This window comes from Mesorhizobium sp. B2-3-14 (assembly GCF_006442175.1).
In the GTDB taxonomy this organism is placed as follows: Bacteria; Pseudomonadota; Alphaproteobacteria; order Rhizobiales; family Rhizobiaceae; genus Mesorhizobium; species Mesorhizobium australicum.
The window spans coordinates 717,481-741,590 of record NZ_VFVP01000001.1 but is presented as its reverse complement, the minus strand read 5'-3'; the positions used below and the strand labels follow the sequence as shown (position 1 = coordinate 741,590).

At 63.8% G+C, this 24,110-nt stretch carries 24 protein-coding genes; 12 read left to right on the top strand and 12 right to left on the bottom strand.

Going from position 1 to position 24,110, the window contains the following annotated elements; translation table 11 throughout:
* Positions 1-70: 70 nt before the first annotated feature.
* Positions 71-1,456, bottom strand: coding sequence for a glutamine synthetase family protein (locus FJ950_RS03395; RefSeq protein WP_140615036.1), 1,386 nt, complete (start codon positions 1,454-1,456; stop codon positions 71-73).
* 32 nt (positions 1,457-1,488) lie between these two features.
* On the bottom strand, positions 1,489-2,868 hold the full coding sequence (locus tag FJ950_RS03390; protein WP_140615034.1) for an aspartate aminotransferase family protein: 1,380 nt from the start codon (positions 2,866-2,868) through the stop codon (positions 1,489-1,491).
* Positions 2,869-3,026: 158 nt separating this feature from the next.
* On the opposite strand from FJ950_RS03390, the gene FJ950_RS03385 reads away from it, so the two are divergent.
* The gene (locus FJ950_RS03385; RefSeq protein ID WP_140615032.1) at positions 3,027-3,479 is read left to right on the top strand and encodes a hypothetical protein; all 453 of its coding nucleotides are present in this window, start codon (positions 3,027-3,029) and stop codon (positions 3,477-3,479) included.
* Between the two features lie 13 nt (positions 3,480-3,492).
* Here FJ950_RS03385 and FJ950_RS03380 read toward each other — a convergent pair whose 3' ends face one another.
* The 4 genes from FJ950_RS03380 to FJ950_RS03365 form a co-directional block, all read right to left on the bottom strand.
* Positions 3,493-4,467: a WD40 repeat domain-containing protein gene (locus FJ950_RS03380; RefSeq protein ID WP_015314302.1), complete on the bottom strand. Its 975-nt coding sequence runs from the start codon at positions 4,465-4,467 to the stop codon at positions 3,493-3,495.
* 101 nt (positions 4,468-4,568) lie between these two features.
* Positions 4,569-5,096: a hypothetical protein gene (locus tag FJ950_RS03375; protein ID WP_015314301.1), complete on the bottom strand. Its 528-nt coding sequence runs from the start codon at positions 5,094-5,096 to the stop codon at positions 4,569-4,571.
* Complete coding sequence (locus FJ950_RS03370) at positions 5,093-5,371, bottom strand: DUF1778 domain-containing protein (RefSeq protein ID WP_015314300.1); 279 nt, start codon at positions 5,369-5,371, stop codon at positions 5,093-5,095. The genes FJ950_RS03375 and FJ950_RS03370 overlap by 4 nt, the downstream gene beginning before the upstream one ends.
* A gap of 78 nt (positions 5,372-5,449) precedes the next feature.
* Complete coding sequence (locus FJ950_RS03365) at positions 5,450-6,487, bottom strand: GTP-binding protein (RefSeq protein ID WP_140615030.1); 1,038 nt, start codon at positions 6,485-6,487, stop codon at positions 5,450-5,452.
* Between the two features lie 135 nt (positions 6,488-6,622).
* Here FJ950_RS03365 and FJ950_RS03360 point away from each other — a divergent pair, with 135 nt between their 5' ends.
* Together FJ950_RS03360 and FJ950_RS03355 are read left to right on the top strand one after the other, a co-directional pair.
* Positions 6,623-6,907, top strand: a complete 285-nt coding sequence (locus FJ950_RS03360) for a hypothetical protein (protein WP_140615028.1) — start codon at positions 6,623-6,625, stop codon at positions 6,905-6,907.
* 2 nt (positions 6,908-6,909) lie between these two features.
* Positions 6,910-7,380, top strand: a complete 471-nt coding sequence (locus FJ950_RS03355; RefSeq protein WP_015314298.1) for a MarR family transcriptional regulator — start codon at positions 6,910-6,912, stop codon at positions 7,378-7,380.
* Between the two features lie 12 nt (positions 7,381-7,392).
* Here the strand turns inward: FJ950_RS03355 and FJ950_RS03350 are convergent, their stop codons facing one another.
* Complete coding sequence (locus FJ950_RS03350; RefSeq protein WP_140615025.1) at positions 7,393-8,262, bottom strand: AraC family transcriptional regulator; 870 nt, start codon at positions 8,260-8,262, stop codon at positions 7,393-7,395.
* 53 nt (positions 8,263-8,315) lie between these two features.
* Between FJ950_RS03350 and FJ950_RS03345 the strand changes: the two genes are divergently transcribed.
* The 5 genes from FJ950_RS03345 (at position 8,316) to FJ950_RS03325 (ending at position 12,354) form a co-directional block, all read left to right on the top strand.
* A complete protein-coding gene (locus tag FJ950_RS03345) occupies positions 8,316-8,723 on the top strand; it encodes a DUF2000 family protein (protein ID WP_140615023.1) in 408 nt (135 codons plus the stop codon).
* A 194-nt stretch (positions 8,724-8,917) separates the two neighbouring features.
* Positions 8,918-9,802 (top strand): DMT family transporter, encoded by an 885-nt coding sequence (locus tag FJ950_RS03340; protein WP_041163585.1) that lies wholly within the window; start codon positions 8,918-8,920, stop codon positions 9,800-9,802.
* 65 nt (positions 9,803-9,867) lie between these two features.
* Positions 9,868-10,890: a LacI family DNA-binding transcriptional regulator gene (locus tag FJ950_RS03335; protein WP_023772401.1), complete on the top strand. Its 1,023-nt coding sequence runs from the start codon at positions 9,868-9,870 to the stop codon at positions 10,888-10,890.
* Positions 10,887-11,870, top strand: coding sequence for a 2-hydroxyacid dehydrogenase (locus tag FJ950_RS03330; protein ID WP_140615021.1), 984 nt, complete (start codon positions 10,887-10,889; stop codon positions 11,868-11,870). The genes FJ950_RS03335 and FJ950_RS03330 overlap by 4 nt, the downstream gene beginning before the upstream one ends.
* Before the next feature lie 79 nt (positions 11,871-11,949).
* Positions 11,950-12,354 carry a hypothetical protein gene (locus tag FJ950_RS03325; protein ID WP_181171042.1) on the top strand — a complete coding sequence of 135 codons (405 nt, stop codon included), beginning with the start codon at positions 11,950-11,952 and terminating at the stop codon, positions 12,352-12,354.
* Here FJ950_RS03325 and FJ950_RS03320 read toward each other — a convergent pair whose 3' ends face one another.
* The gene (locus FJ950_RS03320) at positions 12,355-13,146 is read right to left on the bottom strand and encodes a gamma-glutamyl-gamma-aminobutyrate hydrolase family protein (RefSeq protein WP_224622904.1); all 792 of its coding nucleotides are present in this window, start codon (positions 13,144-13,146) and stop codon (positions 12,355-12,357) included.
* A 245-nt stretch (positions 13,147-13,391) separates the two neighbouring features.
* Here FJ950_RS03320 and FJ950_RS03315 point away from each other — a divergent pair, with 245 nt between their 5' ends.
* Positions 13,392-14,501 (top strand): TRAP transporter substrate-binding protein, encoded by a 1,110-nt coding sequence (locus FJ950_RS03315; protein ID WP_027142806.1) that lies wholly within the window; start codon positions 13,392-13,394, stop codon positions 14,499-14,501.
* A gap of 103 nt (positions 14,502-14,604) precedes the next feature.
* Here FJ950_RS03315 and FJ950_RS03310 read toward each other — a convergent pair whose 3' ends face one another.
* The 4 genes from FJ950_RS03310 to FJ950_RS03295 form a co-directional block, all read right to left on the bottom strand.
* Positions 14,605-15,633, bottom strand: coding sequence for a zinc-dependent alcohol dehydrogenase family protein (locus FJ950_RS03310; protein WP_140615017.1), 1,029 nt, complete (start codon positions 15,631-15,633; stop codon positions 14,605-14,607).
* Positions 15,634-15,646: 13 nt separating this feature from the next.
* Complete coding sequence (locus FJ950_RS03305; RefSeq protein WP_140615430.1) at positions 15,647-17,434, bottom strand: TRAP transporter large permease subunit; 1,788 nt, start codon at positions 17,432-17,434, stop codon at positions 15,647-15,649.
* The gene (locus tag FJ950_RS03300; protein WP_015314287.1) at positions 17,434-18,018 is read right to left on the bottom strand and encodes a TRAP transporter small permease subunit; all 585 of its coding nucleotides are present in this window, start codon (positions 18,016-18,018) and stop codon (positions 17,434-17,436) included. Before FJ950_RS03300 ends, FJ950_RS03305 begins: the two co-directional genes overlap by 1 nt.
* A gap of 180 nt (positions 18,019-18,198) precedes the next feature.
* A complete protein-coding gene (locus tag FJ950_RS03295; RefSeq protein WP_140615429.1) occupies positions 18,199-19,104 on the bottom strand; it encodes a branched-chain amino acid ABC transporter permease in 906 nt (301 codons plus the stop codon).
* Positions 19,105-19,243: 139 nt separating this feature from the next.
* Here FJ950_RS03295 and FJ950_RS03290 point away from each other — a divergent pair, with 139 nt between their 5' ends.
* From FJ950_RS03290 to FJ950_RS03280, 3 genes are all read left to right on the top strand, one after another.
* Positions 19,244-19,852 (top strand): CGNR zinc finger domain-containing protein, encoded by a 609-nt coding sequence (locus FJ950_RS03290; protein WP_140615015.1) that lies wholly within the window; start codon positions 19,244-19,246, stop codon positions 19,850-19,852.
* Positions 19,845-20,378, top strand: a complete 534-nt coding sequence (locus FJ950_RS03285) for a hypothetical protein (RefSeq protein WP_224682979.1) — start codon at positions 19,845-19,847, stop codon at positions 20,376-20,378. The genes FJ950_RS03290 and FJ950_RS03285 overlap by 8 nt, the downstream gene beginning before the upstream one ends.
* A gap of 217 nt (positions 20,379-20,595) precedes the next feature.
* Entirely contained in the window at positions 20,596-24,081 is a 3,486-nt protein-coding gene (locus FJ950_RS03280) for an indolepyruvate ferredoxin oxidoreductase family protein (RefSeq protein WP_140615011.1), read from the top strand.
* Positions 24,082-24,110 lie beyond the last annotated feature (29 nt).

The following is a 24,110-nucleotide window of genomic DNA, read 5'->3' as shown; positions in this document are numbered from 1 at the left end:
TTCTAATAGGCCAATGCGCCAGCTCATTTGATGGTGACGGCGAAAAAGTGATCGCCGCCGGTCTCCCGCATCAGACTTCGTGCAGATAGAGATGATAGTCCAGCTCGCTTACTGTGCGCGCCACGCGCAGGTACTCGGACTGCTTGATCGCCACAAAGGTGCGGTGCAGGTCCTCGCCGAGCGCGCCCTTCAGGAAGCTGGACGCCTTGGCCGCTTCGATGGCGGCCCGCCAATCGGCCGGCATCGTCGTGCGGGTGATTGCCGCCTCATAGCCATTGCCGGTCGTTTCGGGGCCGGGATCGAGCCCTTCGTCGAGGCCCTTGACGATGCCGGCAAGCACCGTCGCGGCAATCAGATACGGATTGGCGTCGACGCCTGATGGACGATGCTCGATGCGCCGGTTCTTTGCATCGCCGGCCGGCACGCGCAACGCTACCGAGCGGTTGTTGACGCCCCAGCTCGGTGCCACCGGCGCATAGGATTGCGAGACGAAGCGCCGCCAGGAATTGGCATGCGGCGCAAACACCAGCATTGATTCCGCCATGGTCTGGATCAGCCCGCCGAGGCCACGCAGCAGCGGCAGCGACCAGCTCTCGCCGGCGGCTTCCGCAAAGACGTTTCGGCCGTCCTTGTCCTGCAGCGAGACATGGAAATGCATACCGGAGCCGGCATATTTCTCGATCGGCTTGGCCATGAAGCAGGCGGTGACACCATGGCGGCGCGCCTGCGCCCGCACCAGCCGCTTCAGCATGACCAGATCGTCGGCCGCCCGCATCACGTCCTTGCGGTAATTCAGCGTCAGTTCGTACTGGCCGGGCGCATATTCGGAAATCACCGTCTCGGCCGGAATGCCTTGCGCTTTGGCGGCGGCGTAGATGTCGGAGAACAACGGCTCCATGCCGTGCAGATGGTCGACTGAATAAACTTCGGTCTTGCCCGAGACGCGGCCATCGAGCACCGCGCGCGCCGGCTGCACCTTGCCGTCGGCGTCGCGCTCATTGGCCAGCAGAAAAAACTCGAGCTCGAAGGCACCGGCGGGATAGAGTCCCTTGGCCGCCAATATGCCGACCTGCCGGGCAAGCGCCAGCCGCGGATCCGACGACATTGGCTGGCCGTCGAGATGATACATCGCCATCAGCAGTTGGCCGCGCGGTGGCTTCGTGCCGTAAAGCGGCACCAGCGTGCCCGGAATCGGCCAGGCCCTCAGATCGCCGTCGCCGCTGTCCCAGATCAGCCCGGTTTCGTGCACATCCTCGCCGGTGATGTCGAGGCCGAGAATGGAGATCGGCATATGCCGGCCGCCCTCGAAAATGCTTTTCAGCTCATGCCTGCGCACGATCTTGCCGCGCCCCACACCATTGGCGTCGGTCAGCACGATATCGAAGGCCTCGATCTCGGGATGGGCGTCGAGGAAGGCTTGCGCCTCGGTGGGCGTCGAGCCCGAAGGTGAGGTCATGATCGCACTCAAATTTGGCTTGGGCGCTTGTCTCACGCCGCAAGCTTTGCCGCAACCGCGCCGAACGCGGCGATCAGCCGGTTGACCTGGGTGCCTGACGTTGCCGGCGAGATCAGCATCATGTTGTGGAACGGTGCGATCAGCACGCCGCGATTGACCAACGCGACATGGAGGGCAGCCTCCAGTTCCGGCGCATGCGCAACTTCCGCCTCGGCACCATTGCGCAGCGGGCCGGGCGCGCAGATGAACTCGACGCGTGCCCCGACGCGGGAGACATGCCAGGGCAGATTGTAACGATCGATCACGCCGGTCAGCCCGGCATCGAGCCGCCGCGCCAGATGATCCATGCGGTCATAATTCTCCTGCGTCATCACCTCCTCGAGCGTGGCGCGCATGGCGGCGAACTGCAGCGGGTTGGCCGACAGCGTCGTGCCCATGCCGGAATATCCCGGCTCTTTCGTCCTGTTATAGTCGGCATAGCGCGAGGCGACCTCCTCGCTCATGCCCCAGACGCTCGCCGGAACGCCGCCGGCAATCGGCTTGCCCAGCACGAACAAGTCGGGCTCCAGCCCATATTTACTGGTGTAACCACCAGGACCGGTCGAGATCGTATGCGTCTCGTCGATCAAGAGCAGGGTGCCGGCTTCACGCGTCAATTTTCGCAGCGCATCATGGTAGCCAGGGTCGGCAAGGACCATGCAGGAATTGGTCAGCACCGGCTCGGCGATGACGCAGGCAACGTCCCTGTCCTTGAGCGCGGCTTCCAGTGCGGCAACGTCGTTGAACTCGATGACGTTGGCCGTGCGGGTCAGGTCGCGGAATTCGCCCGCCAGTCCCGGCCGGTTGACGGGCTTGCCGTCGATCAGCCGCACCATCGTCTCGTCCACCGAGCCGTGATAGCAGCCGTTGAAGACCAGGATCTTCTCCCTGGAGGTGACGGCGCGGGCGACGCGCAGCGCAAAGCGATTGGCGTCGGTCGCCGTGGTCGCGATCTGCCAGAACGGCAGGCCGAAGCGCTGCTGCAGCAGCGGCCCGATGGCCAGCGCATCCTCGGAAGGCAGCATATAGGTCAGGCCGCGCCCGGCCTGGCGGCGAATGGCGCGCGCCACCGGTGGAGGCGAGTGGCCAAACATCGAACCGGTGTCGCCGAGGCAGAAATCGTCGAGCTTGTTGCCGTCCATGTCGGTGATCGTGGCGCCTCGGGCGCTGTCGACCAGGATCGGAAACGGTGTCGGCCAATCGTTCATCCAGTGCATCGGCACGCCGCCGAAGAAGCCGGGCAGGCCGTTGCCGACCTTGGTTTGTGATCTCGGCCGCGCCTCGCGAAAGGCTGCCCCTTCCGTCTCGCGCAATTGCGCGATGCGGTCGCGGCTGATCCCGCCGATGGTCTTTGAACTATCGCTGCCGTGCATGAAAATCCCTCTGGCTCATTCCTACTTACCCAATCCACCTCCGCAACGGCAATTGGCCGTGCGTCCGTTCTGCATTGGCTCAGTCGCCTGCGGCGGGCGCTTGACCCCGCTTGCGAAGTCGGCGCCAATGCTGTCGGCAACGACAAGCGGGGGAAAGAATGCGGACGATCATCTGCGTGACCATGCTCTTCCTGTCGGCCGGTACGGCGTTCGCGACCGGCGGTATCTGGTGCACCGTCGATGATTCACAGGTCAAATTCCAGGTTGATGCCGGCGTCACCACGGGCATGGGCGGCCCGACTTTCAATTTCCGCGGCGACCTCGAAATCAAGGCAAGGCCCACGGGTGATCCATTGCGCAAGACGGTGTTAGAGGATGCGAACCTCACCCAGTATTGGCTCGACGACAAGGAACTGCGGCTAAACATCTACCACGAGCAGCAGGTCGCCAAGATCTACAGTTCGGTCGAATTGACGATCCTGACCAGGGCCAGCGACGAGGGCGTCTATGACGGGCATTACAAGCTCGCTGTCTATGACAGCACCGCCGACAAGGAAAGCGACGGCAAGCCCGTCGATCTGACCGGCAAGATCTCCTGCGGGGCCGAGTGATCGGCCATCCCGGCTAGGCCGTGATGTCGATGACGCCACAGTCGCCGGCGGCGCTGCCGAAGGCGACGCGGCGTTCTTCCCTGTCCCACATCATCGTGGTGATGGCGCCCTTGCCCGGTCGCCGCAAAAGCACTTCCTTGGCGTCGGAAAAGCGCACGGCCATCACCATGCCGTCGTCGTAACCGACTGCGACGACGTCCTGGCTCGGATGGCAGGCGACCGCCGTCACCATGGCATTGCCGCGCGTGCCGAGTTCCAGCGGCGCCTTGCCCATCGGGCCGTCCTTGCCCGAAAACGGCCAGACGATCGCCGCCGGCGCGCCGGAACTGGCCAGCCACTTGCCTTTCACGCTCCATGACAGGCTTTTGACCTTGCCGGGATAGCCGCTCATGCGCATGTGCTTGCCGTCGGCCAGCTTCCAGCCATGCAGGGCGTTTTCCTGCATGGTGGTGACCAGAAAGGCGCCGTCCGGCGAGAAGGTGATGCCGGTGTGTGCGCCCGCCCATTCCAGTTCCACCGGCTTGCCCTCGGCGGCGGGGAAATGCAGCGTCGCGCCATTGTAGCGGGCGACGCCGAAGCGCATGCCCTTGGGCGAGAAGGCCAGCCCCTCGACCGAGCGCGGATGGGCAAATTCCCGGGTCTTGCCATCGGCGAAGCGCACGAAGGCGGTCTTGCCCGTGGCATAGGCGATGGCTCCTTGCGGCCCGGCGGCAACGCTGGTGATCCATTTTTTTCCCGCGTTAGCCACCTCCTGGGTCTCGCCGCCGGCTTTCACGGCAAAAACCTTGCCGTCCTCGCCGCCGGTGATCAGCCGGTCGTTGGCCGCGTCATGGAAGGCGGCAAGCAGCCCGTCATTGGCCTGCACCGTCTTGTGGCCATTGTCGAGCCGATGGACAGCACCATCGGCCAGCGCGAAATGCGGCACGTCGCCGAGGAAGACGGCGGCGACGCAATGGCCTTCGAGATCAAGCGGGGCAACTGTGGGCATGGGTTATCTTTGTTCGACTGGATTAGAATTGTAGAGGCGGCTTACTCGACGTTTGCGGTTCCGACAACCATCGGGATTGGCAAGTGATGAAGGGGCAGGCGTCAAAGCAGCCCCTTGGCTCGTAGATCCGCAGCGAATGCTGCCAACGGCATCACCAGAGTCAAATCCGATCCTGTGAGACGCTCGGCGCCGTAGCTTGCATACCACTTTGCCGCCCGCTCGCTCTTGGCGTCGATGATGAGCAGAATGCCGCCCCCTTCTCCCGCAAGCCGCAGGCAGCGCAATGCCGCCGCGGCAAGCAACTGACCTCCGAGGCCTTGCCCGGCGACGGTGCGATCGGTGGCAAGACGGCCAAGCTTGAAGCCGGAAACTTCGTGTCGTGCCAAGCCTCTCGTCAGGGCTGCGGGAACGGCTTCATGAGCGACGGCGGACGGCGCGATCGTATAAAAACCGAGTACACGTTCCGAAGCTGTATCGCCGATCGCGCAGAAGGTCTTGGCCGCATTCTGATCATGACTCTGTCGCGCGAACCGCTGCAGAAATTCGTTCATCTGCAGGTCGCCACAATCGAAGGACGCTCGATCGTGGCGTTTTGCTATTGGCTCCTCGTGCCAGGACGGAAGAGTCACAAAGTGTCCGGCAAGGCCGCAATCGCCGCCTTGAGCCTGGCGTTGGGTTTTGGCGGGTGTTCCAGCAGGTCCAGGATGCGCTTAAAGTCGCGGTCGGACACCTTCGTCACTTCAGCCGCATCAATCACCGCCTGCGCCGCAGGCACGATCTTATCGAGGATGAAGTCTGCCATGTCTTTGTGCGAGAGCGCAGCGGCGCGCGCGATCATCGCCTTCTCCGAAGGGGGAATGCGGATTTGGTAGCGCTCGGTCTTGTTGTCCGCAGGTCTAGGCATGGTCATTCCTCATCGCGATACGTACACATGATATGTGTACGTATCGCACAATTCAAGCTTTGAATCGTGTGGCTGAACCTAGGCCTGGCAGGCGTCAAAGCTCTTCTTCAGCCGTTCAGCGTCGAGTTCGCGTCCGATGAACACCAGCCGGCTTTCGTGCTTTTCGCCGTCCTTCCAGGCGCGCTGGTGGTCGCCCTCGATGATCATGTGCACGCCTTGGATGACATAGCGCTCGTCATCGCCCTTGAGCGCGATGATGCCTTTCAGCCGCAGGATGTTGGGGCCTTCCATCTGGGTGACCTTCTCGATCCACGGGAAGAATTTCTTCGGGTCCATCTCGCCGCCGCGCAGCGACACCGACTGCACCGTCACATCATGGATGTCGGACGGATGAGCGTGATGGTGGTGGTCGTGCCCATCGTGGTCGTGGTGATCATGATCGTGGTGATCGTGTTCATCATGCGCTTCGAGGAAATGCGGATCGTTCTCCAGCGCCCTGGACAGGTCGAAGGCGCCACGGTCGAGCACTTCCGACAGGGCGACGCCGGCGCGCGTCGTGCGGTGAATTTTGGCGGCCGGGTTGATGGCGCGGATCGTCGCCTCGACCTTGGCGAGTTCTTCCGGGGTGACGAGGTCGGTCTTGTTGAGCACGACGACGTCGGCGAAGGCGATCTGGTCCTCGGCTTCCTTGGAATCCTTGAGCCTGAGCGGCAGGTGCTTGGCGTCGACCAGGGCCACCACGGCATCGAGCTTGGTCTTGGAGCGCACGTCGTCGTCCATGAAGAAGGTCTGCGCCACCGGCACAGGATCGGCGAGACCCGTGGTCTCGACAACGATGGCGTCGAAGCGGCCGGGCCGCCGCATCAGGCCCTCGACGACACGGATCAGGTCGCCGCGCACCGTGCAGCAGACGCAGCCATTATTCATCTCGTAGATCTCCTCGTCTGATTCCACGATCAGGTCGTTGTCGATGCCGATCTCGCCGAATTCGTTGACGATGACGGCGTAGCGCCTGCCGTGGTTTTCCGACAGGATGCGGTTGAGCAGCGTCGTCTTGCCGGCGCCGAGATAGCCGGTGAGGACGGTTACGGGAATCTGTGTCTGCGCTTCGCTCATGGCTTGCCTCGAAATGACTGGGCCCTGAAATTCAGGCCGCGAAAAGGGATTGTCGGTTCCATATAGGATGTGCGCCGGGCTTTTGCACGGGGCAAACCATGGGCCAAAGCTGCCGACCGGGATTGTCCCGGCATCATGGCCGCGGAAGCGGCCGCCGTCCCCGGCGACGGAATGATCAACGGGCCTCTTGCCAGGGCTGTCCGGTCGTCGGATCGCATTCACGCAGTGGTCGCTCCGAATTCCCTTCACCCGAAACTCGTTTGTCATCTAACTGAAATAAACATCTGGCATCACCACGGCGGACACCGCGAATGCTTGCCGGCAAAGCTGTTTCGGATGCCGGAATCTTTTTCGATCGTCGATTGCCAACCGGCCGGCTGCGTCTATGCTGTGCGCACCGGTACGGCCGAAGAGGGATGACCATGGCCAAGGCGGACAAGACTGCAACGATGAGCCGGCTGCATTCAGCGGCAAGGCTGGCAAGGACCGCGCTGGCCGCGCGGCTCCTGGCGCATGGCTTTTACGCCGGCCAGGACCAGATCATGCTGGCGCTGGACCGTGAGGACGGCCAGACGCCGGGCAATCTCGCCGGGCGTCTTGGCGTGCGTCCGCCGACCATCACCAAGACCATCAACCGGCTGCAGGCACAGGGTTTTCTGGAGAAACGCGCGTCGGACTCCGATGCCCGCCAGGCCCATATCTTCCTCACCGATACCGGCCGTGAAACCATCCGCGCCATTGAGAAGTCGGTGAAGAAGACCGAAAAGCAGGCGCTTAAGGGTCTCGATAAGAAGGACCAGAAGGCTCTGTTCAAGCTGCTCGCCCGCATCGAGGCCAACCTCTCCAACGAGGAGCTGGTGCTGATCGACGATGACGCCGAGTCGGACGACTGATCTCTCCGGCCGTCAGGCTGCCGCGGTATTTCCGTGGATCAAGGACGACCAACGGCCCGGCGTCATGCCGAACGCTTTCTTGAATTGCCTGTTGAAGTGGCTCTGGTCGCTGAAGCCGGCCTCGATCGCGATCTGTGCCAGGGGCACGCCGGCGGCGATCATCCTGCGCGCGCGCTGAAGCCGGCGCATTACCAGGAAACGATGCGGGCTGGTCGAGAAGGCCGCGCGGAAATGTCTCGATAGGGCATAGCGGTCGAGACCCGTGACGGCCTCCAACTCACCCGAACGCACGGGCCGGTCGAGGTTTTCCGTGAGATACTCACCCGCCAGCGTCGCCGCCCGCCACGCCGTCCCGGCTATTGGCTTTGCCGGCTTGCCGGCATGCCGGGTCAGACTTTGCATCAGCCGCGCCAGGAAGTCGTCGACGAACAGCTCGTCCAGTTCCTGCTCCAATGGCCCGAGCGCCGACAGCAGCGTCGCGCAGAAGGCCTCGTCCGTCACCACGCCGTCCCTGACGAAGGGCAGCGCCGTGCCGCCGAGACAGCCGAGCATCAGTGAGGGCTCCAGATAGAGCATCCTGTAGCGCAGGCCTTCTTCCGTGCCGGCGCCGCCATCGTGCAACTCGTCCGGATGCAGCACGATGACCTGGCCGGGCAGGCTCAGCCGTGCCGCGCCGCGATAGCGGAAGGTCTGCACGCCACGCAGCGTCACCCCGATCGCGTAGGTGTCGTGGCGATGCGGATCGAAGGCGCTGCCGTGAAACCGCGCCTCGATGCGCTCCATCCCCGCGGGGTCGCGAGCGGAGATGATGCAGTTTTCAGCGGCATCGGCGCACAAACGTCCAAGACCCTCGAAGGCCTGACGGTCTAGATCGAACGACATCGTCTCCTTCAGCCTCGCTACACGGGGCCCTACCTTGAATGGCTTGTTTTCTCATGTTCGATACGAAATTTGCAATCGTACTGCGGCAAGACCTGGCCGTCTGGCAGAAACTCAACGTCACCGCCTTCCTGACCAGCGGCATTGTCGCGCAATTCCCCGACATCATCGGCGAGCCCTATCGCGACCGCGCCGGCAATCTCTACAATCCCCTGTCGATCCAGCCGGTCATCGTGCTCTCGGCCGACCAGGCAACGATGAGTGCGATCCATCGGCGTGCGCTGGAACGCGGCGTCACCACCTCGCTCTATGTCGAGGAGATGTTCTCGACCGGCTTCGATGCCGCCAACCGCGCCGTCTTTGCCGAGTTCGCGCCCGAAGATGCCAAGGTGGTCGGCATAGCGCTGCGTGCCGAGAAGAAGGTGGTCGACAAGATAACCAAGGACGCCCGCATGCACGCGTAGCGCCCGAAGGCTAAGCCTGACGCCGACTGTTGTTGTACCAGCGAGCTTAGGCGCGGCTGCGGGCGACAATTGGCTTGCCGGCAAGCCGCAATTCCCGCAAAGGTGGGGTTCCAGCCCAGCTTTTCCCCGGCCTGCACGTGAATCCTTCCCAAAGACATGTCGAAAGCGCGACGCCGCCGGTGGCGATCCTGTGCATGCTGACCACCTATGTCTTCTTCACCTTCCTCGACACCAGCAGCAAATATCTCGTCCTGGCCGGCGTCTCCGTCCTGATCGTCGCCTGGGTGCGCTTTGCCGTGCATGTCGTGCTGGTTGGAGCGCTGCTGCGTGGCTGGCGCGAACCGAGGCGATTTCGGCCGGTCAACCTGCCGGCGCATGTGATGCGCGGCGCGTTCCTGTTCGGCTCGACCATGTTCAATGTCCTGGCGCTGCGCTCCCTGCAACTGGCCGAGACGACGTCGATCTATTTCTTCGGGCCGATGGTGATCACCGCCCTTGCCGGGCCGCTGCTCGGCGAATGGGCCGGATGGCGGCGCTGGCTGGCTATCCTGGCCGCTTTCGCCGGGGTCCTGATCATCACGCGGCCCGGTGTCGGCGTTTTCGGCATCGGACATCTCTTCGCGCTCGGCTCGATGCTGTCGAACTGCTTCTATGTCATCATGACGCGCCGCATGTCGGCGACCGAGACTCCGGAGAGCCTGATCTTGTTCTCGGCGTTGGCGCCGACGGTCCTGCTGCTGCCCTTGCTGCCGTTTTCATTTTCCCTGCCGCATGATGGCTGGCACTGGTCCGTGCTGCTCATGCTTGGCGTGTTCGGCGGTGTCGGCCACTGGTTGCTGGTCCAAGCCTATCGGCTGGCGACGACCACAGCGCTCGCGCCATATCCCTATTCGCAAATGGTGTGGATGATCATTTCGGGCTGGCTTGTCTTCAAGCAGTTCCCCGACCGCTGGACGCTGGTCGGCGCCGCCATCATCGTCGCCAGCGGCCTCTACATCGTCCATCGCGAACATCGGCTCAGGCTGCGCAGCCGTGCGGCCTCGGATGTCGAGGCCGAGGCGCTGGCAAAAAAACTTTGATTTGGCCCGGATCGATGGCATAAGGCCGCCCTTAAACAGTTTAAAAAACGACGGGGAGCGAAAGGCTGGCACAGAAGATCAAGCTGTCGACGATCGCGGATGCGCTCGGCGTGTCCACAGCCACCGTATCCTTGGCACTGCGCGACAGCCCGCTGGTTGCCGGCTCGACGCGCGACCGCATCAAGGAACATGCGCGCGCCATCGGCTATATCTACAACCGCCGCGCCGCCAGCCTGCGCACCTCGCGCTCGGGCATTGTCGGTGTCGTCGTCCACGACATCATGAACCCGTTCTTCGCCGAGATCCTGCGTTCGATCGAGAGTGAGCTCGACCGCAGCCGGCAGACCTTCATCCTGTCCAATCACTACGATCAGCTCGAAAAGCAGCGCACCTTCATCGATACATTGCTGCAGCTCGGCGCCGATGGCGTCATCATGTCGCCGGCTATCGGCACGCCGGCGTCCGATATCGTCATGGCCGAGGAGAATGGGCTGCCGGCGGTGCTGATCGCACGCACCGTCGAGGGCGCCGACGTACCGGTGTTTCGCGGCGACGATGCCTATGGCACGGGCCTCGCCACCAACCATCTGATCTCGCTCGGCCACAAGCGCATCGCCATGATCGGCGGCACCGACCAGACCTCGACCGGCCGCGATCGCTATCAGGGCTATGTGAACGCCATGGAGGCAGCCGGGCTTGAAGTCAGGCCGTCCTGGCGCATATCAGGCCCGCGCACCAAGCAGGCCGGTTTCGAGGCCGCTGGGCAGTTCCTGGCGCTGAAGGACAGGCCGACTGCGGCCTGCTGCTGGAACGACCTCGTCGCCATCGGCCTGATGAACGGCATTGCGCGTGCCGGCCTTGTGCCGGGCGTCGACATCTCCGTCACCGGCTATGACGACCTCGAAGAGGCGGCGATAGCCACGCCGGCGCTGACCACCGTCTGGAACGGCCAGCGCGAGGTTGGCCGCCGCGCCGCCAGCGCGCTGCTCGACAAGCTCAACGGACAGACGGTGCGGCCCTCGCAGGAATTGATCAAGCCGGAACTGCATGTGCGCCAGTCGACCGGCAAGCCGGTGGAGCGTGCATGACCAAGGCCGAACAATTGGGAGCCGTTGCCATTCTGGTGCCGGCCGATTTCAGCGACCACGCCGTCGCGCGTATCGACCGGACGTTCAATCGCATCGGCATCGAGCGCGCCGATCCCGCGCTGGTCACCGACGAGATGCGCCGCACGGTGCGCGGCATCGCATCCTTTGCCGGCATCAGTGCGGCGATGATGGACGCGTTGCCGAAGCTCGAACTCATCGCCTCGTTCGGCGTCGGCTATGATTCGGTCGATGTCGGCCATGCGGCGGCGAAAAACATCATGGTCACCAACACGCCCGACGTGCTGACCGAAGAGGTCGCCGACACCGCGATCGGGCTGCTGATCAACACGGTGCGCGACCTGCCGCGTGCCGAAACCTGGCTGCGTGACGGCAGCTGGGCGAAGAAGGGCAACTATCCGCTGAGCCGGCTGACCTTGCGCGCGCGCCGCGTCGGTATTTTCGGCATGGGCCGCATCGGACAAGCCATTGCACGGCGGCTGGAGGCCTTCGGCCTGCCGATCGCCTATCACAACCGACGCCGGGTCGAAGGCCTGTCCTATCAATACCACGACACGCTGAAGGGCTTGGCCGAGGCAGTCGACACGCTGATTTCGGTGGCGCCCGGCGGTGCTTCGACACAGAAAGCGGTCAATGCCGAGATCCTGTCGGCGCTCGGCGCGAACGGCGTCTTCGTCAACATCGGCCGCGGCAGCACCGTCGACGAGGCGGCGCTTGCGGCCGCTCTCGCCGACGGCACCATCGCCGCCGCCGGGCTCGATGTCTTCGCCGACGAGCCGAATGTCCCCAAGGCGTTGCTCGGCTTACCAAACGCCTCTCTGTTGCCGCATGTCGGCTCGGCCTCGGAGCACACACGCCGCGCCATGGCCGATCTATGCGTCGACAATCTGGTGTCGTGGTTCAGCGACCGCAGGCCGCTGACACCAGTGCCCGAGACGGCGCATGTGAAGGCTCGCCCTTGAGCGGTGGCACTGCCATATTTATTAACGTCGGCTTAACCCTTTGAAATCATTCTTCATCCTGTGTGCTGGATGAGGAATGATGAAAACGCTTTTTGCATTGATCGCCACCGCCGCGCTGTTTGGCGGCGTTCAGCTGTTTCATGACGGCAGCGGGGAAAGCGCTGCCAATGAGGCTACGCCTTCCAATGCCTACAGACTGGTTGCCAATGGCGACGAAGGCGCATGCGCGGTCACGCGCGGCGCCTCGGTCTCGGATGGCCTGTCGCTGCTGACGGTGGCGCCGAATTGCCGACGGCTCCTGCCGGGCCTCGAGCGGGCTAAATTCTGGCGCGAGCAAAACGACGGAACCGTTGCCTTCAGCGCCAACGGCATCGATCCGATCGTCACCTTTGCCGTGGCTGATGGCGATGGCTACGAATCCTACGCGCCGGCCCTGCCGTTGCTGTCGCTGGCATCAGACGGTGGCCTGAAACCTGGAAACTGACTACTCCGCCGCCGCCCGCGCGCCGGCTTTCGCGGCGGCATGCAGGCGCACCGCATCGCCGAAAGCGCGAAAAATCTTGGCGGAATTGCTGTCCGACTTGACCCAGTATTCGGGATGCCACTGGACGCCGACGGCGAAGGCGCGGGCACCCTTGACCGAAACCGCTTCGACCGTGCCGTCGGTGGCGACAGCCTCGATCTCGAGCTTCGATCCCAGCCGGTCAATCGCCTGGCGATGCAAGGAATTGACCTTGATGTCGCCGGCGCCGAACACGCCGGCCAGGCAACTGCCTGCCTTGATCGAAATGGTCTGGTGAATGGCGAAGCGCTCATCCTGTTTGTCGCTCACCGCCGCACGGTGGTCCAGCGACCCCTCGCGCTCCTGGATCTCGGTGCCCAGTGTGCCGCCGAGCGCCACGTTCAATTCCTGGATGCCGCGGCAGATGGCAAGCAGCGGCACGCCGCGCTCGATCGCCTTGCGGATCAGCGGCAGCGTCGTGGCGTCGCGCGCGGTGTCATAGGGGCCGTTCGCTTCGCTGGCATCGCCGCCATAGAGCGAGGGGTCGACGTTGGATTTCGAGCCCGTCAGCATGACGCCGTCGACCGACGACAGAAGTTCGTCGAAGTCCAGCCGGTCGCCGAACGATGGCACGAGCAGTGGGAAAACGCCGGCACCTACGATTGCTGCTTCCAGATATTGTTGAGGGGCGGCATGCCAGGTGTAGTTGTCGAACTGACGGACGTCGGTCGATATGGCGACGAGCGGCTGCTGCATTTTGGGTCTGTCTTCCATCTGGCAAGGGATATCCTGCCTTTAAAATAAGCGATCCCCGGCCATTTTTCCAGCCAAGTCTCAGCGTGTCGCATGGGCCACGAAACCGCCTGTTAGACTATAGTTGCAGGGTCGCATGGCTTCGCAATCAAATCCGGCCGCCGTGCTGGACTCGACTCCTTGCCCGTGTATTGTTTCGAGCGAACCGATGCGGGAGCCGAGGATTTCCCGAACGTCGGTTTGTTGGTCCAAAAGGGAGGAACTGCATGGATCGTCGTTCATTTATCCGCAAGGCCGGCGTCACCGGCGTCGGCGCAGCCGCGGCGGCGGCCACGCTCGCCGCACCGGCAATCGCCCAGTCCAACCCCAAGGTGACATGGCGATTGGCGTCGTCCTTCCCGAAGTCGCTCGACACCATCTATGGCGGGGCCGAAGTGTTCTCCAAGATGCTGTCGGAAGCCACCGACGGCAATTTCCAGATCCAGGTCTTTGCCGCGGGCGAGCTTGTTCCCGGCCTGCAGGCCGCCGATGCCACCACGGCCGGCACGGTCGAGGCCTGCCACACGGTGGCATATTATTACTGGGGCAAGGACCCGACATGGGCGCTGGGTGCGGCGGTGCCCTTTTCGCTCAACGCGCGCGGCATGAATGCATGGCACTACCATGGCGGCGGCATCGATCTGTTCAATGAGTTTCTCGCCACGCAAGGTCTGTTCGGCCTGCCGGGCGGCAACACCGGCGTGCAGATGGGCGGCTGGTTCCGCAAGGAGATCAACACCGTCGCCGACCTCTCCGGCCTCAAGATGCGCATTGGCGGCTTTGCCGGCAAAGTGGTGCAGAAGCTCGGCGTGGTGCCGCAGCAGATCGCCGGCGGCGACATCTACCCGGCGCTGGAAAAAGGCACCATCGACGCCGCCGAATGGGTCGGCCCCTATGACGACGAGAAGCTCGGCTTCTACAAGGTCGCGCCCTATTATTACTATCCCGGCTGGTGGGAAGGCGGCCCGACCGTCCACCTGATGTTCAACAAGGCGAAATACGACGAGCTTTCGCCGACCTACAAGTCGCTGCTGCGGACGTGCGCCCAGGCCGCGGACGCCAACATGCTGCAGAAATACGACTATGTGAACCCTCCGGCGGTGAAGCGACTGGTGGCCGGCGGCGCCAAACTGCGCCCATTCAGCCAGGAGATCATGGCCGCCTGCTTCGAGAAGGCCAACGAAGTCTACGCCGAAATGGAAGCCTCGAACGCGCCGTTCAAGAAGATCTGGGAATCGATCAAGGGCTTCCGCAAGGAGCACTATCTCTGGGCGCAGGTGGCCGAATACAATTACGACACCTTCATGATGGTCCAGCAGCGCAACGGCAAGCTGTAGGCGATCGCACTTTGCTTTTCGAAAGCCCCGGGGCATTTTTGTTCCCGGGGCTTTTCTTTGCTCGACGGCGACGGCAATTGCCAAATGCCGCGAAGCCTGAACCTCAGCCCATACCTGGCACCACCAGCACCTTCACTTCACCAGGAGCCGGCGGGTTGGCGATCACCCCTGGCGCCTCTTCGAGCGTGACTTGCCTGGAGATCAACCGATCGATCTCGATCACGCCCGACGCGATAAGCTCGGCGGCGCGGCGATGCGTGTAGGGATTGAGGAATGAGCCCACTACCTTGAGTTCGCGGAACAACAGGTCGAAGGGCTCGAATTCCACCTTCATGCCTTGCGGCGTCACGCCGACGATAACGACGGTGCCGCCCGCCCTTGCCAGCCGCATCGACTGCTCGACGGTCTCGCGCACACCGGCGCATTCGAACACCACGTCGGCGCCACCAGGCATCAGTCCGGCCGGACCGGCGATGGCCTCGATCACATCGGTGGCGGCGGGATCAACCGTCGCCGTCGCACCGAGTTCGCTGGCAAGCGCGCGCCGCGAGGCTTGCCGTGTCGACAGGATGATGGTGGTGGCCCCGGCCAGCCGCGCCAGTTGCACGGTGAGCAGGCCGATGACGCCGCCGCCGAGCACGACCACCGAGCTGCCTGGCTTGATCTCGGCAAGGTCGACGCCGTGCAGGCAGCAGCCGAGCGGTTCGCAGAAAGCACCATGTGTCGGCTTCAGATTCGCGGGAAGGACAAAGGCCTGTTTCTGCGGCATCACCACATAGTCGGCAAAGCCGCCGTCGCGGTGGATGCCGATGGCGGTGAGATTGCCGCACAAATTGACGCGGCCGGCATGGCAATGGCCGCAGCGCCCGCAGGCGATGTTGGGGTCGCCGGTGACGCGGTCGCCGACGGCAAAGCCGGAGACGGCGGTGCCGATTGCCTCGACGATGCCGGAGAATTCGTGCCCGGGTGTCACTGGCGGCCTGCAGGGGAACTCGCCGTGGAAAAGATGCCGGTCGGTGCCGCAGACACCGCAGGCTTCGATCCGCACCAGGAGGTCGTCCGGGCCCGGGACCGGTTTGGCGATCTCGCGCAACGAGATGCTGCCCACTGCCTCCAACCGCACGGCTTTCATGGCATCGTTTCCATCAATTGAAGCTCGGCGGTTGCGACAGGTCCGGCGCGGGTGCAGCCGGCTTGGCCGGCGGCGCATCGCCGAAATTCGGGGGCTGCGACAGATCGGGCGTGCCGGGCGCCGTCGGTGCGGCGCCGCCAGTGGCAGGCGCGCCGCCACCGTCCGGCGCGCCGAGCGGCGACAGGCTGGGCACCCCGGGCACCGTGTAGTCGATCGTGCCGGAATCGACGGCCGTGCCCTTGTAGCGCATCACCATTTGCGGGAAGGCGATGGTCAGGCCGATCATGATCACCTGGATGCAGACGAATGGCACCGCGCCCCAATAGATCTGGCCCGTTGTCACCGGCGCGATCTGCTTGCCGGTCAGGCGATCGAGATAGGGCACGCGGGCAGCGACCGAGCGCAGGTAGAATAGCGCGAAGCCGAATGGTGGATGCATGAAGCTGGTCTGCATGTTGACGCCCAGGAGCACGCCGAACCAGATCAGGTCGATGCCGAGCTTGTCGGCCGCCGGCGCCAGCAGCGGCACGATGATGAAGGCCAGTTCGAAGAAATCGAGGAAGAAGGCGAGGAAGAAGACGAGCATGTTGACGCCGATCAGGAAGCCGACTTCGCCGCCAGGCAGCGAGGTCAAGAGATGCTCGACCCAGATCTGGCCGTTGACGCCGTAGAAGGTCAGCGAGAACACCCGCGCGCCTATCAGGATGAACAGCACGAAGGACGACAGCCGCGTCGTCGAGGCCAGCGCCTGCTTGATCACGTCCATCGACAGCCGGCCCTTCATTGCCGCCATCGCCAGCGCACCGACCGCGCCCATAGCGCCGCCCTCGGTTGGGGTGGCGATGCCGAGGAAGATGGTGCCGAGCACCAGGAAGATCAGCGCCAGCGGCGGGATCAGCACGATAACGACCTGCTGCGCCAGCCGCGACATCATGTTGATGTTCAGGCTGCGGTCGAGGATCGCGACGATGTAGATGAAGACGACGCCGACCGTCGCGCCGAGAATATCGGCGTTGTCGCCATGAGCGGGCACCAGGTAACGGTAGGCGGCATAGGCGACCGCAATGGCCGCTATCAACGCGATCAGCAACGACACCACGCCATGGCCGAGCGTCCGCGCCTCAAGCGGCAGGGCAGGCATCGACTTTGGCCGGACGATCGATATGATCACGATGTAGAGCGTGTATAGGCCGGTCAGCACCAGGCCGGGGATCAGGGCGCCGGCATACATGTCGCCGACAGAGCGGCCGAGCTGGTCGGCGAGAACGATCAGCACCAGCGACGGCGGAATGATCTGGGCGAGCGTGCCCGAGGCAGCGATGACGCCGGATGCCACCCGGCGGTCATAACCATAGCGCAGCATGATCGGCAGCGAGATCAGCCCCATGGCGATAACGGACGCCGCCACCACGCCTGTGGTCGCCGCCAGCAATGCGCCGACGAAGATCACCGCGTAGGCGAGGCCTCCGCGGACGGGCCCGAACAACTGGCCGATCGTGTCGAGCAGGTCTTCCGCCATGCCCGATCGTTCGAGCACGATGCCCATGAAGGTGAAGAACGGGATCGCCAGCAGCGTGTCGTTCGACATCACCCGGCTGCCGTAGAAATTGTCCGGCAGCGCATAGAGCAGCGGCCAGGCGAGATTGATCGCGCCGCCCGAATAGGGTGTCAGAAGCACGCCGATGAAGAAGAACATCAAGCCGTTGGCGGCAAGCGAAAAGGCGACGGGATAGCCGATCAGCATGAACAGGATCAGCGAGGCGAACATGATCGGCGCCATGTTCTGGGCGATGAACTCCATCACGAACGCACCTCTTCGGCGAGCGCCTTGGCTTCGAGTTCAGCCTGTTCGTGCACGGAAATGAATGGGTTGGGATCCTCAATGACGCCGCGCATGATGGCGATCTTCTTGATGATCTCGGAAATGCCCTGCAGCGCGAGCAGGAAAAAGCCGACCAGCAGGATCGCCTTGGCCGGCCACACGATCAGGCCGCCGGCGTTGGTCGACATCTCGCCGCTGTGAAACGACAGCGACACGTAGGGCACGAAATAGAACACCATCAGCGTCACGAACGGCATCAGGAAAAAGACGTGGCCGAAGAGGTCGATCCAGTGCTGCACGCGGCGTGAAAACAGGCCGTAGACGATGTCGATGCGAATATGCTCGTTCTGTTTCAGCGTGTAGGCGGCGGCCAGCATGAAGGCGGCGCCGAACAGGTACCATTGCAGCTCCAGCCAGGCGTTGGACGAGGTGTCGAACACCTTGCGGATGACCGCGTTGGCCGCACTCACCAGGATCGCCAGCAGGATCAGCCAGGATACCGATTTGCCGATGAACTCGTTCATACGATCGATCGTTCTGGATAGAGCGAGAAGCCCTGCCATGCATTCCTCCCTGATGCGGTGACGCGCGATCGCCCCTTTCGTCGCGCCGCCTGGCCCAACCGTATGCAGTGCGTGGTCCGGTTGGTCAACAAGGGGAGGACGGATGCAGGCCATCGGCGCTCCCGGCACGGTGGAAAACCGCGCCCTGACGAAACGTCATGCAACCAAAGTCTGGCGGGATCAGACGACCTTGCCGGTGTCGCGACCGGCGCCGATCAGGATCAGCATGGCAACCAGGAACAGATACATCCAGGCATCTCGCCATTCGACCGGAAAATAGCCGGCCCACAGTGATTCGGCCATGCCGAAAGCGGCCGCGCCCAGCGCCGCCTTCGGCGGCGAGAGATAACCGCCGACCGCCGTCACGAACAGGATCTTCAGGCCGTAGACAAGGCCGGAACCGAAGCTGACATTGCCATAGTAGAGGCTGGCCATGACCCCGGCCAGCGCGGCGCAGAAGCCGCCGAACAGCACGGCACGCCGGAACACGCCACGCACGTCGACGCCGCACAGCGCGGCGGCCCTGGGGTCGTCGGAGACGGCGCGCCAGCACCGGCCGAAGCTTGAGCGGGCAAATACCCAGGTGGCGAGGGCGACCGCCGCCACGACCACGGCGCAGTCGAGCACCTGGATCAGCGTCAGCGTCGCCTTGAATCCGGAGGCTTCGGCGAAAACGACGGGCTCGGCCAGCATCGGCGGCAGCCACAGATCATGTGTGTCGGCGGCGATGCGGCTTGCTTCCGACAGGACGAGCAGGATGCCGAGCGTCGTCACCACGATGGCGTTGGGCGAGCGGTCGGCCAACGGCTCGAAGACGCTGCGCGACAGGACATGGCTGATGAGCGCCGCATAGAGGAACGCCGCGAGGACGCCGAACAGCACCGAAGCCAGCAGCGTCAGCCACAGCACTTGGTAGCCGAAGGCGACGCTCAGGATCATCGCCTGGCCGCAAAAGGCAAACAGCGCCCCATAGGCAAGGTTGGTGCGGTGCAGAATGCCGTTGGTCAGCACGTAGCCGAAGGCGAGCAACGCATAGAGCGCGCCCGAATGCAGCCCGTTCAGCACCTGCTGGAAGAAGTAAAGCATGCTCGACAACACCAGAAGCATCCCGCCCAAAAGGGAATAGGACAAGCGCGGAGCGGACAAAGGCGGCGATACCCTGCGCCGAGGTTTGCATCGTCAAATCTAACTTGTCAAACGCGATTTATCGGTTAGATTTCCGGAAATGACAGTTGCCTGGACTCCTCACCGCTTCACCGGCGGCCTGCTCGCGCTCGACACGGCGAACACCGTCGTGCTGCGCGGCGATCCGGAGCGCACATTCGACCGCTTCGACGATCCGGCCGAAATCGCCCGCTTCGCCGACGCGGCTAGCGGCTTTCGCGCCGCCGAGCTTGGCGACAGGCGGCTGGCGGTGTCCTCGCCGGCGGCAATCGCGCCTGTCGTGCTGTCGATCCGCGAGACGACCGATAGGCTGTTTCGAGGCGCTGTGTCGAAAGGCGCGGTCGCCACCGCCGATCTGCCCGAATTCCTGCGGTCCTGCGCCGACGGCCTGGCCGCCGGCGGGACCGAGATCGGGGCGCAGGGACGGCCGTTCGGCGATCCGGCGACGCCGATCGCCTTCGAGGCGGCACTGGCGGTTTCGGCGCTTTCCCTGCTGCGTGACGACACCGTCGCGAGGCTCAGGATCTGTCCCAATTGCACCTGGCTGTTCGTCGACAGAAGCCGCAATTCCAGCCGCCTTTGGTGCGACATGGCGGTGTGCGGCAACAGGCAGAAGGCAAGCCGTCACTATCGCCGCCGCATGGCGGCCAATGAGGTCAGGAATGCCTAGAATTCTTTCCCGCTCGACGGTTGCTGGCGCGGCGCTGATCGCGGCGATGACGCTTGGCGCTTGCCGGGATACCGGCGGTGAAGGCAAGCTGTTTGAAGTTTCCGGCAAGATATTCGTCTTCAACTACCGCCTCGCCAGGGCGACCTATGTCGTGACGCTGAGACCCTTGCGGCCGATGGGCGAGGGTCAGGTGGCGGTTGCCAGTTTCCAGAACCCCGCCGGTGGCGATCCCTTCGTGGTCGAGCAGAAGATCTGGCCGAAGCTCGACAAGGTGAGCCTGGAAAGCCCGGCGCTGACCTGCGTTGTCAGGAACAAGCCCTATGCCATCGCCATCAGCATCAAGGGCGCCGATGGCGCGGTCCTGCAGGAGATCGACACCACGCTGATGTCGACGGAAGACCAGTCCATCCTGCCCGATCGGCCGCTGGTCATCGACCAGCTCTACACGGCCAATCCCGACCTCGTCGGTCATCCCGACGGCAAGCTGCCGGGCGAGCCGAAGCCGGACTGCTCGAAAGCCGGCTGACACCTTCCGACGGCATCGATTTCGGCTGGAATTTTCGTATGCCATCGCGCTGTCGGCGCACCGTTTCATACGTGATCCAGCGCCCGCCGAACTGCTTGTCGCGCGTTGGCCGGTCCTTTCGATTTTGTTTGACCTGCCTTGCAAGGGGAGAAAGGATGCGTCATCCGATCCCGACGTTGGCTGCTGCCCCGCGCGGCCTTCGCAGAGGAAATGCCTGATGACGCTGCATGATGTCGCGCTCGACGACAAGTTCGATCTTGGAAAGGAGCGCATCTTCCTGTCCGGCGCGCAGGCGGTCATTCGCATGCTCCTGATGCAGCGCGAGCGCGACCGCCGCGTCGGCCTGAACACGGCAGGCTTCGTCTCTGGCTATCGCGGGTCGCCGCTCGGTGGCCTCGACATGCAGCTGTGGAAGGCGAAAAAGCAGCTCGCCGGGGCCGACATCGTTTTCCAGCCCGGCCTCAACGAAGAGTTGGCCGCCACCGCCTGCTGGGGCTCGCAGCAGACGGAACTGCTGGGCGAGGGCACCCATGATGGCGTTTTTTCGGTCTGGTACGGCAAGGGGCCGGGCGTCGATCGTTCGGGCGACGTGTTCCGCCACGCCAATCTCGCCGGCTCGTCCAGACATGGCGGCGTCCTTGCGCTCATGGGTGACGACCACATGGCCGAATCCTCGACCAATGCGCACGCCACGGAATTCCTCTTCGTCGACACCATGGTGCCGATCCTCAACCCGGCCGGTGTCCAGGAGATCATCGACTACGGCCTGTACGGCTTTGCCATGTCGCGCTTCGCCGGCACCTGGGCGGCGATCAAATGCGTCAAGGACAACATCGAATCGACGGCTTCGGTCGATGCCTCGCTCCAACGGTTGAACATCGTCGTCCCGGATTTCGACATGCCGCCGGGCGGCCTCAACATCCGCCACGAGATCGACATGCTCGGCCAGGAAGAACGGCTGCATGAGCACAAGCGTGCCGCTGCCTCCGCCTTCATCCATGCCAATGGGCTGAACAGGATCGTCTATTCGGGCGGCCACAATCCGAAACTCGGCATCATCACGCTGGGCAAGAGCTATCTCGATGTCCGCCAGGCGCTGGAGGATATCGGCATCGACGAGGCGGCCGCCAACCGCATCGGCGTGCGGCTGTTCAAGGTCGGCTGCCCCTGGCCGCTCGACCTGCAGCACATCGCCGACTTCGCGCGCGGTCTCGACACCATCGTCGTCGTCGAGGAGAAACGCTCGCTGATCGAGGTGCAACTGCGCGAAAGCCTTTATGGCACGGCCTCGCAGCCGGCCATCGTCGGCAAGAAGGACGAGCGCGGCGACTGGCTGTTTCCGGCCAAGGGGGCGCTCGACCCCAACGAGATCGCCATTGCGCTCGGCGAAAGAATCCTCAAGACCATCGGCCCATCCGAAGAGATTTCGGCCAGGGTAGCCAAGCTACGCCAGTTCCAGGCGATGCTGGCCGATGCCACCGACATCGGCTTGCGCACACCCTTCTTCTGTTCGGGCTGTCCGCACAATTCCTCGACCAAGGTGCCTGACGGCTCGATCGCCGCCGCCGGCATCGGCTGTCACTTCATGGCGCTGTGGATGGATCGCAACACCGTTGGCTTTACCGCCATGGGCGGCGAGGGGGCGCAATGGGTCGGCCAGGCGCCGTTCTCCAGGCGCGACCACATCTTCCAGAATCTCGGCGACGGCACCTACAACCATTCCGGCACGCTGGCGATCCGCTTCGCCCTCTCGAGCGAGGCCAACATCACCTACAAGATCCTCTACAACGACGCCGTCGCCATGACTGGGGGCCAGCCGCATGAGGGCGGGCTGACGGTGGACATGATTGCCAGGCAGGTGCGGGCAGAGGGCGTCGACCGCATCGCCATCGTCACCGACGAACCCGACAAATATGCGGGGAAGGCCGAATTCTCGGCCGGCGCCACTATCCACCACCGCGACGACCTCGACCTCGTCCAGCGCGAGCTGCGCGACGTCAAGGGCGTATCGATCCTGCTCTACGACCAGACCTGCGCCGCCGAAAAGCGCCGTCGTCGCAAGCGCGGCACCTTTCCCGATCCCGACAAGCGGGTATTTATCAACGAACTGGTCTGCGAAGGCTGCGGCGATTGCGGCGTGCAATCGAACTGCGTCTCGATCCAGCCGGTCGAGACCGAATTCGGCCGCAAGCGCAAGATCGACCAGTCGAGCTGCAACAAGGATTTCTCCTGCGTCAACGGCTTCTGCCCGTCCTTCGTCACCGTGCACGGTGCCAAGATCCGCAAGGCCGAGGGCCTGGCCGGCGGGACCGACCCGCTTGAAGGCGTGCCCATGCCAGCCGAATTCCCGCTCGGCGTCGAGGGCTGGGCGGCGATCATCGATGGCGTCGGCGGCACCGGCGTCGTCACCGTCGGCGCCGTGCTCGGCATGGCGGCGCATCTGGAGGACAAGGGCTGCGGCATGATCGACATGGCCGGCCTCGCCCAGAAGGGTGGCTCGGTGTTCACCCATGTCCGCATCGCCCGCACGCCGGAGGACATCAATGCCATTCGCGTTTCGGCGGGAAAGGCCGACCTCGTGCTCGGCTGCGATCTCGTCGTGTCGGGCGCCAAGAAAGTGCTGACGGCGGTGCGCGAGGGGCATACGATCTTCCTCGCCAACACCGCCGAGATCATGCCGGGCGAATTTGCTCGATCGGCCGATTTCTCGCTGCCGATCGAGCGCCTGAAGAAGGCGATCCGCTCAGCGGCCGGTGACGACAAGGCGCATTTCTTCGACGCCACCCGCACCGCCACAGCCCTGTTCGGCAATTCGCTGGGCGCCAACATGTTCATGCTCGGCTTTGCCTTCCAGTACGGCGGTCTGCCGCTCTCGGCCGAAGCCGTCGAAAAGGCCATCGAATTGAATGGTGAAGCGGTGGCGATGAACATCGCTGCTTTCCGCTGGGGCCGCCGCGCCGCGCATCAGCCGGATTTCGTGCGCGGCCTCATCGCCCAGCCCGGCCCGACGATCGCCGGGAAGGCTGCTCCGGCCGCCGAGACACTCGACGATATCATCGCCCGCCGTGCCGCCTTCCTCACGGCCTATCAGAACGCTGCTTACGCTAAGCGCTACGCCGACAGGATATCGACGCTGCGAGGGTCAGAAACGAAGGCCGTGCCGGGTTCGACCGCCGTGACCGAAGCCGCCGCCAAAAGCCTGTTCAAGCTGATGGCGATCAAGGACGAATACGAGGTTGCGCGGCTTTATACCGACGGCTCCTTCGCCGCCGCGCTTGGCAAGCAGTTCCAGAGCTACGAGAAACTTGAATTCCATCTCGCCCCGCCGATCATGGGACGTCGCGGCAATGACGGCAAACCTAGGAAATCGAGCTTCGGCCCTTGGATGATGAAAGGCTTTCGCCTGCTGGCCGCGATGAAGGGCCTGCGCGGCACGGCCTTCGACCTGTTCGGCTACACCGCCGAGCGGCGCATGGAGCGGCAATTGCTGGCGCAGTACGAGGCCGATCTACAGCTCGTGGCCAGCTCGCTGGCGCCGGGCAAGATCGAGGCCGCGGTAGCCCTGGTCTCGGTCCCGGCGCTGATCCGCGGCTATGGCCATGTCCGGCAGGCAAGCGCCGAAAAGGCGGCGGGCGAGCGCTCCAGACTGCTCCAGCGACTGACCCAAATCATGCCGGTACCGGTTCTCAGTGCCGCTGAGTGATTTCTCCACCCATGCCTGAAGCCTGCTGC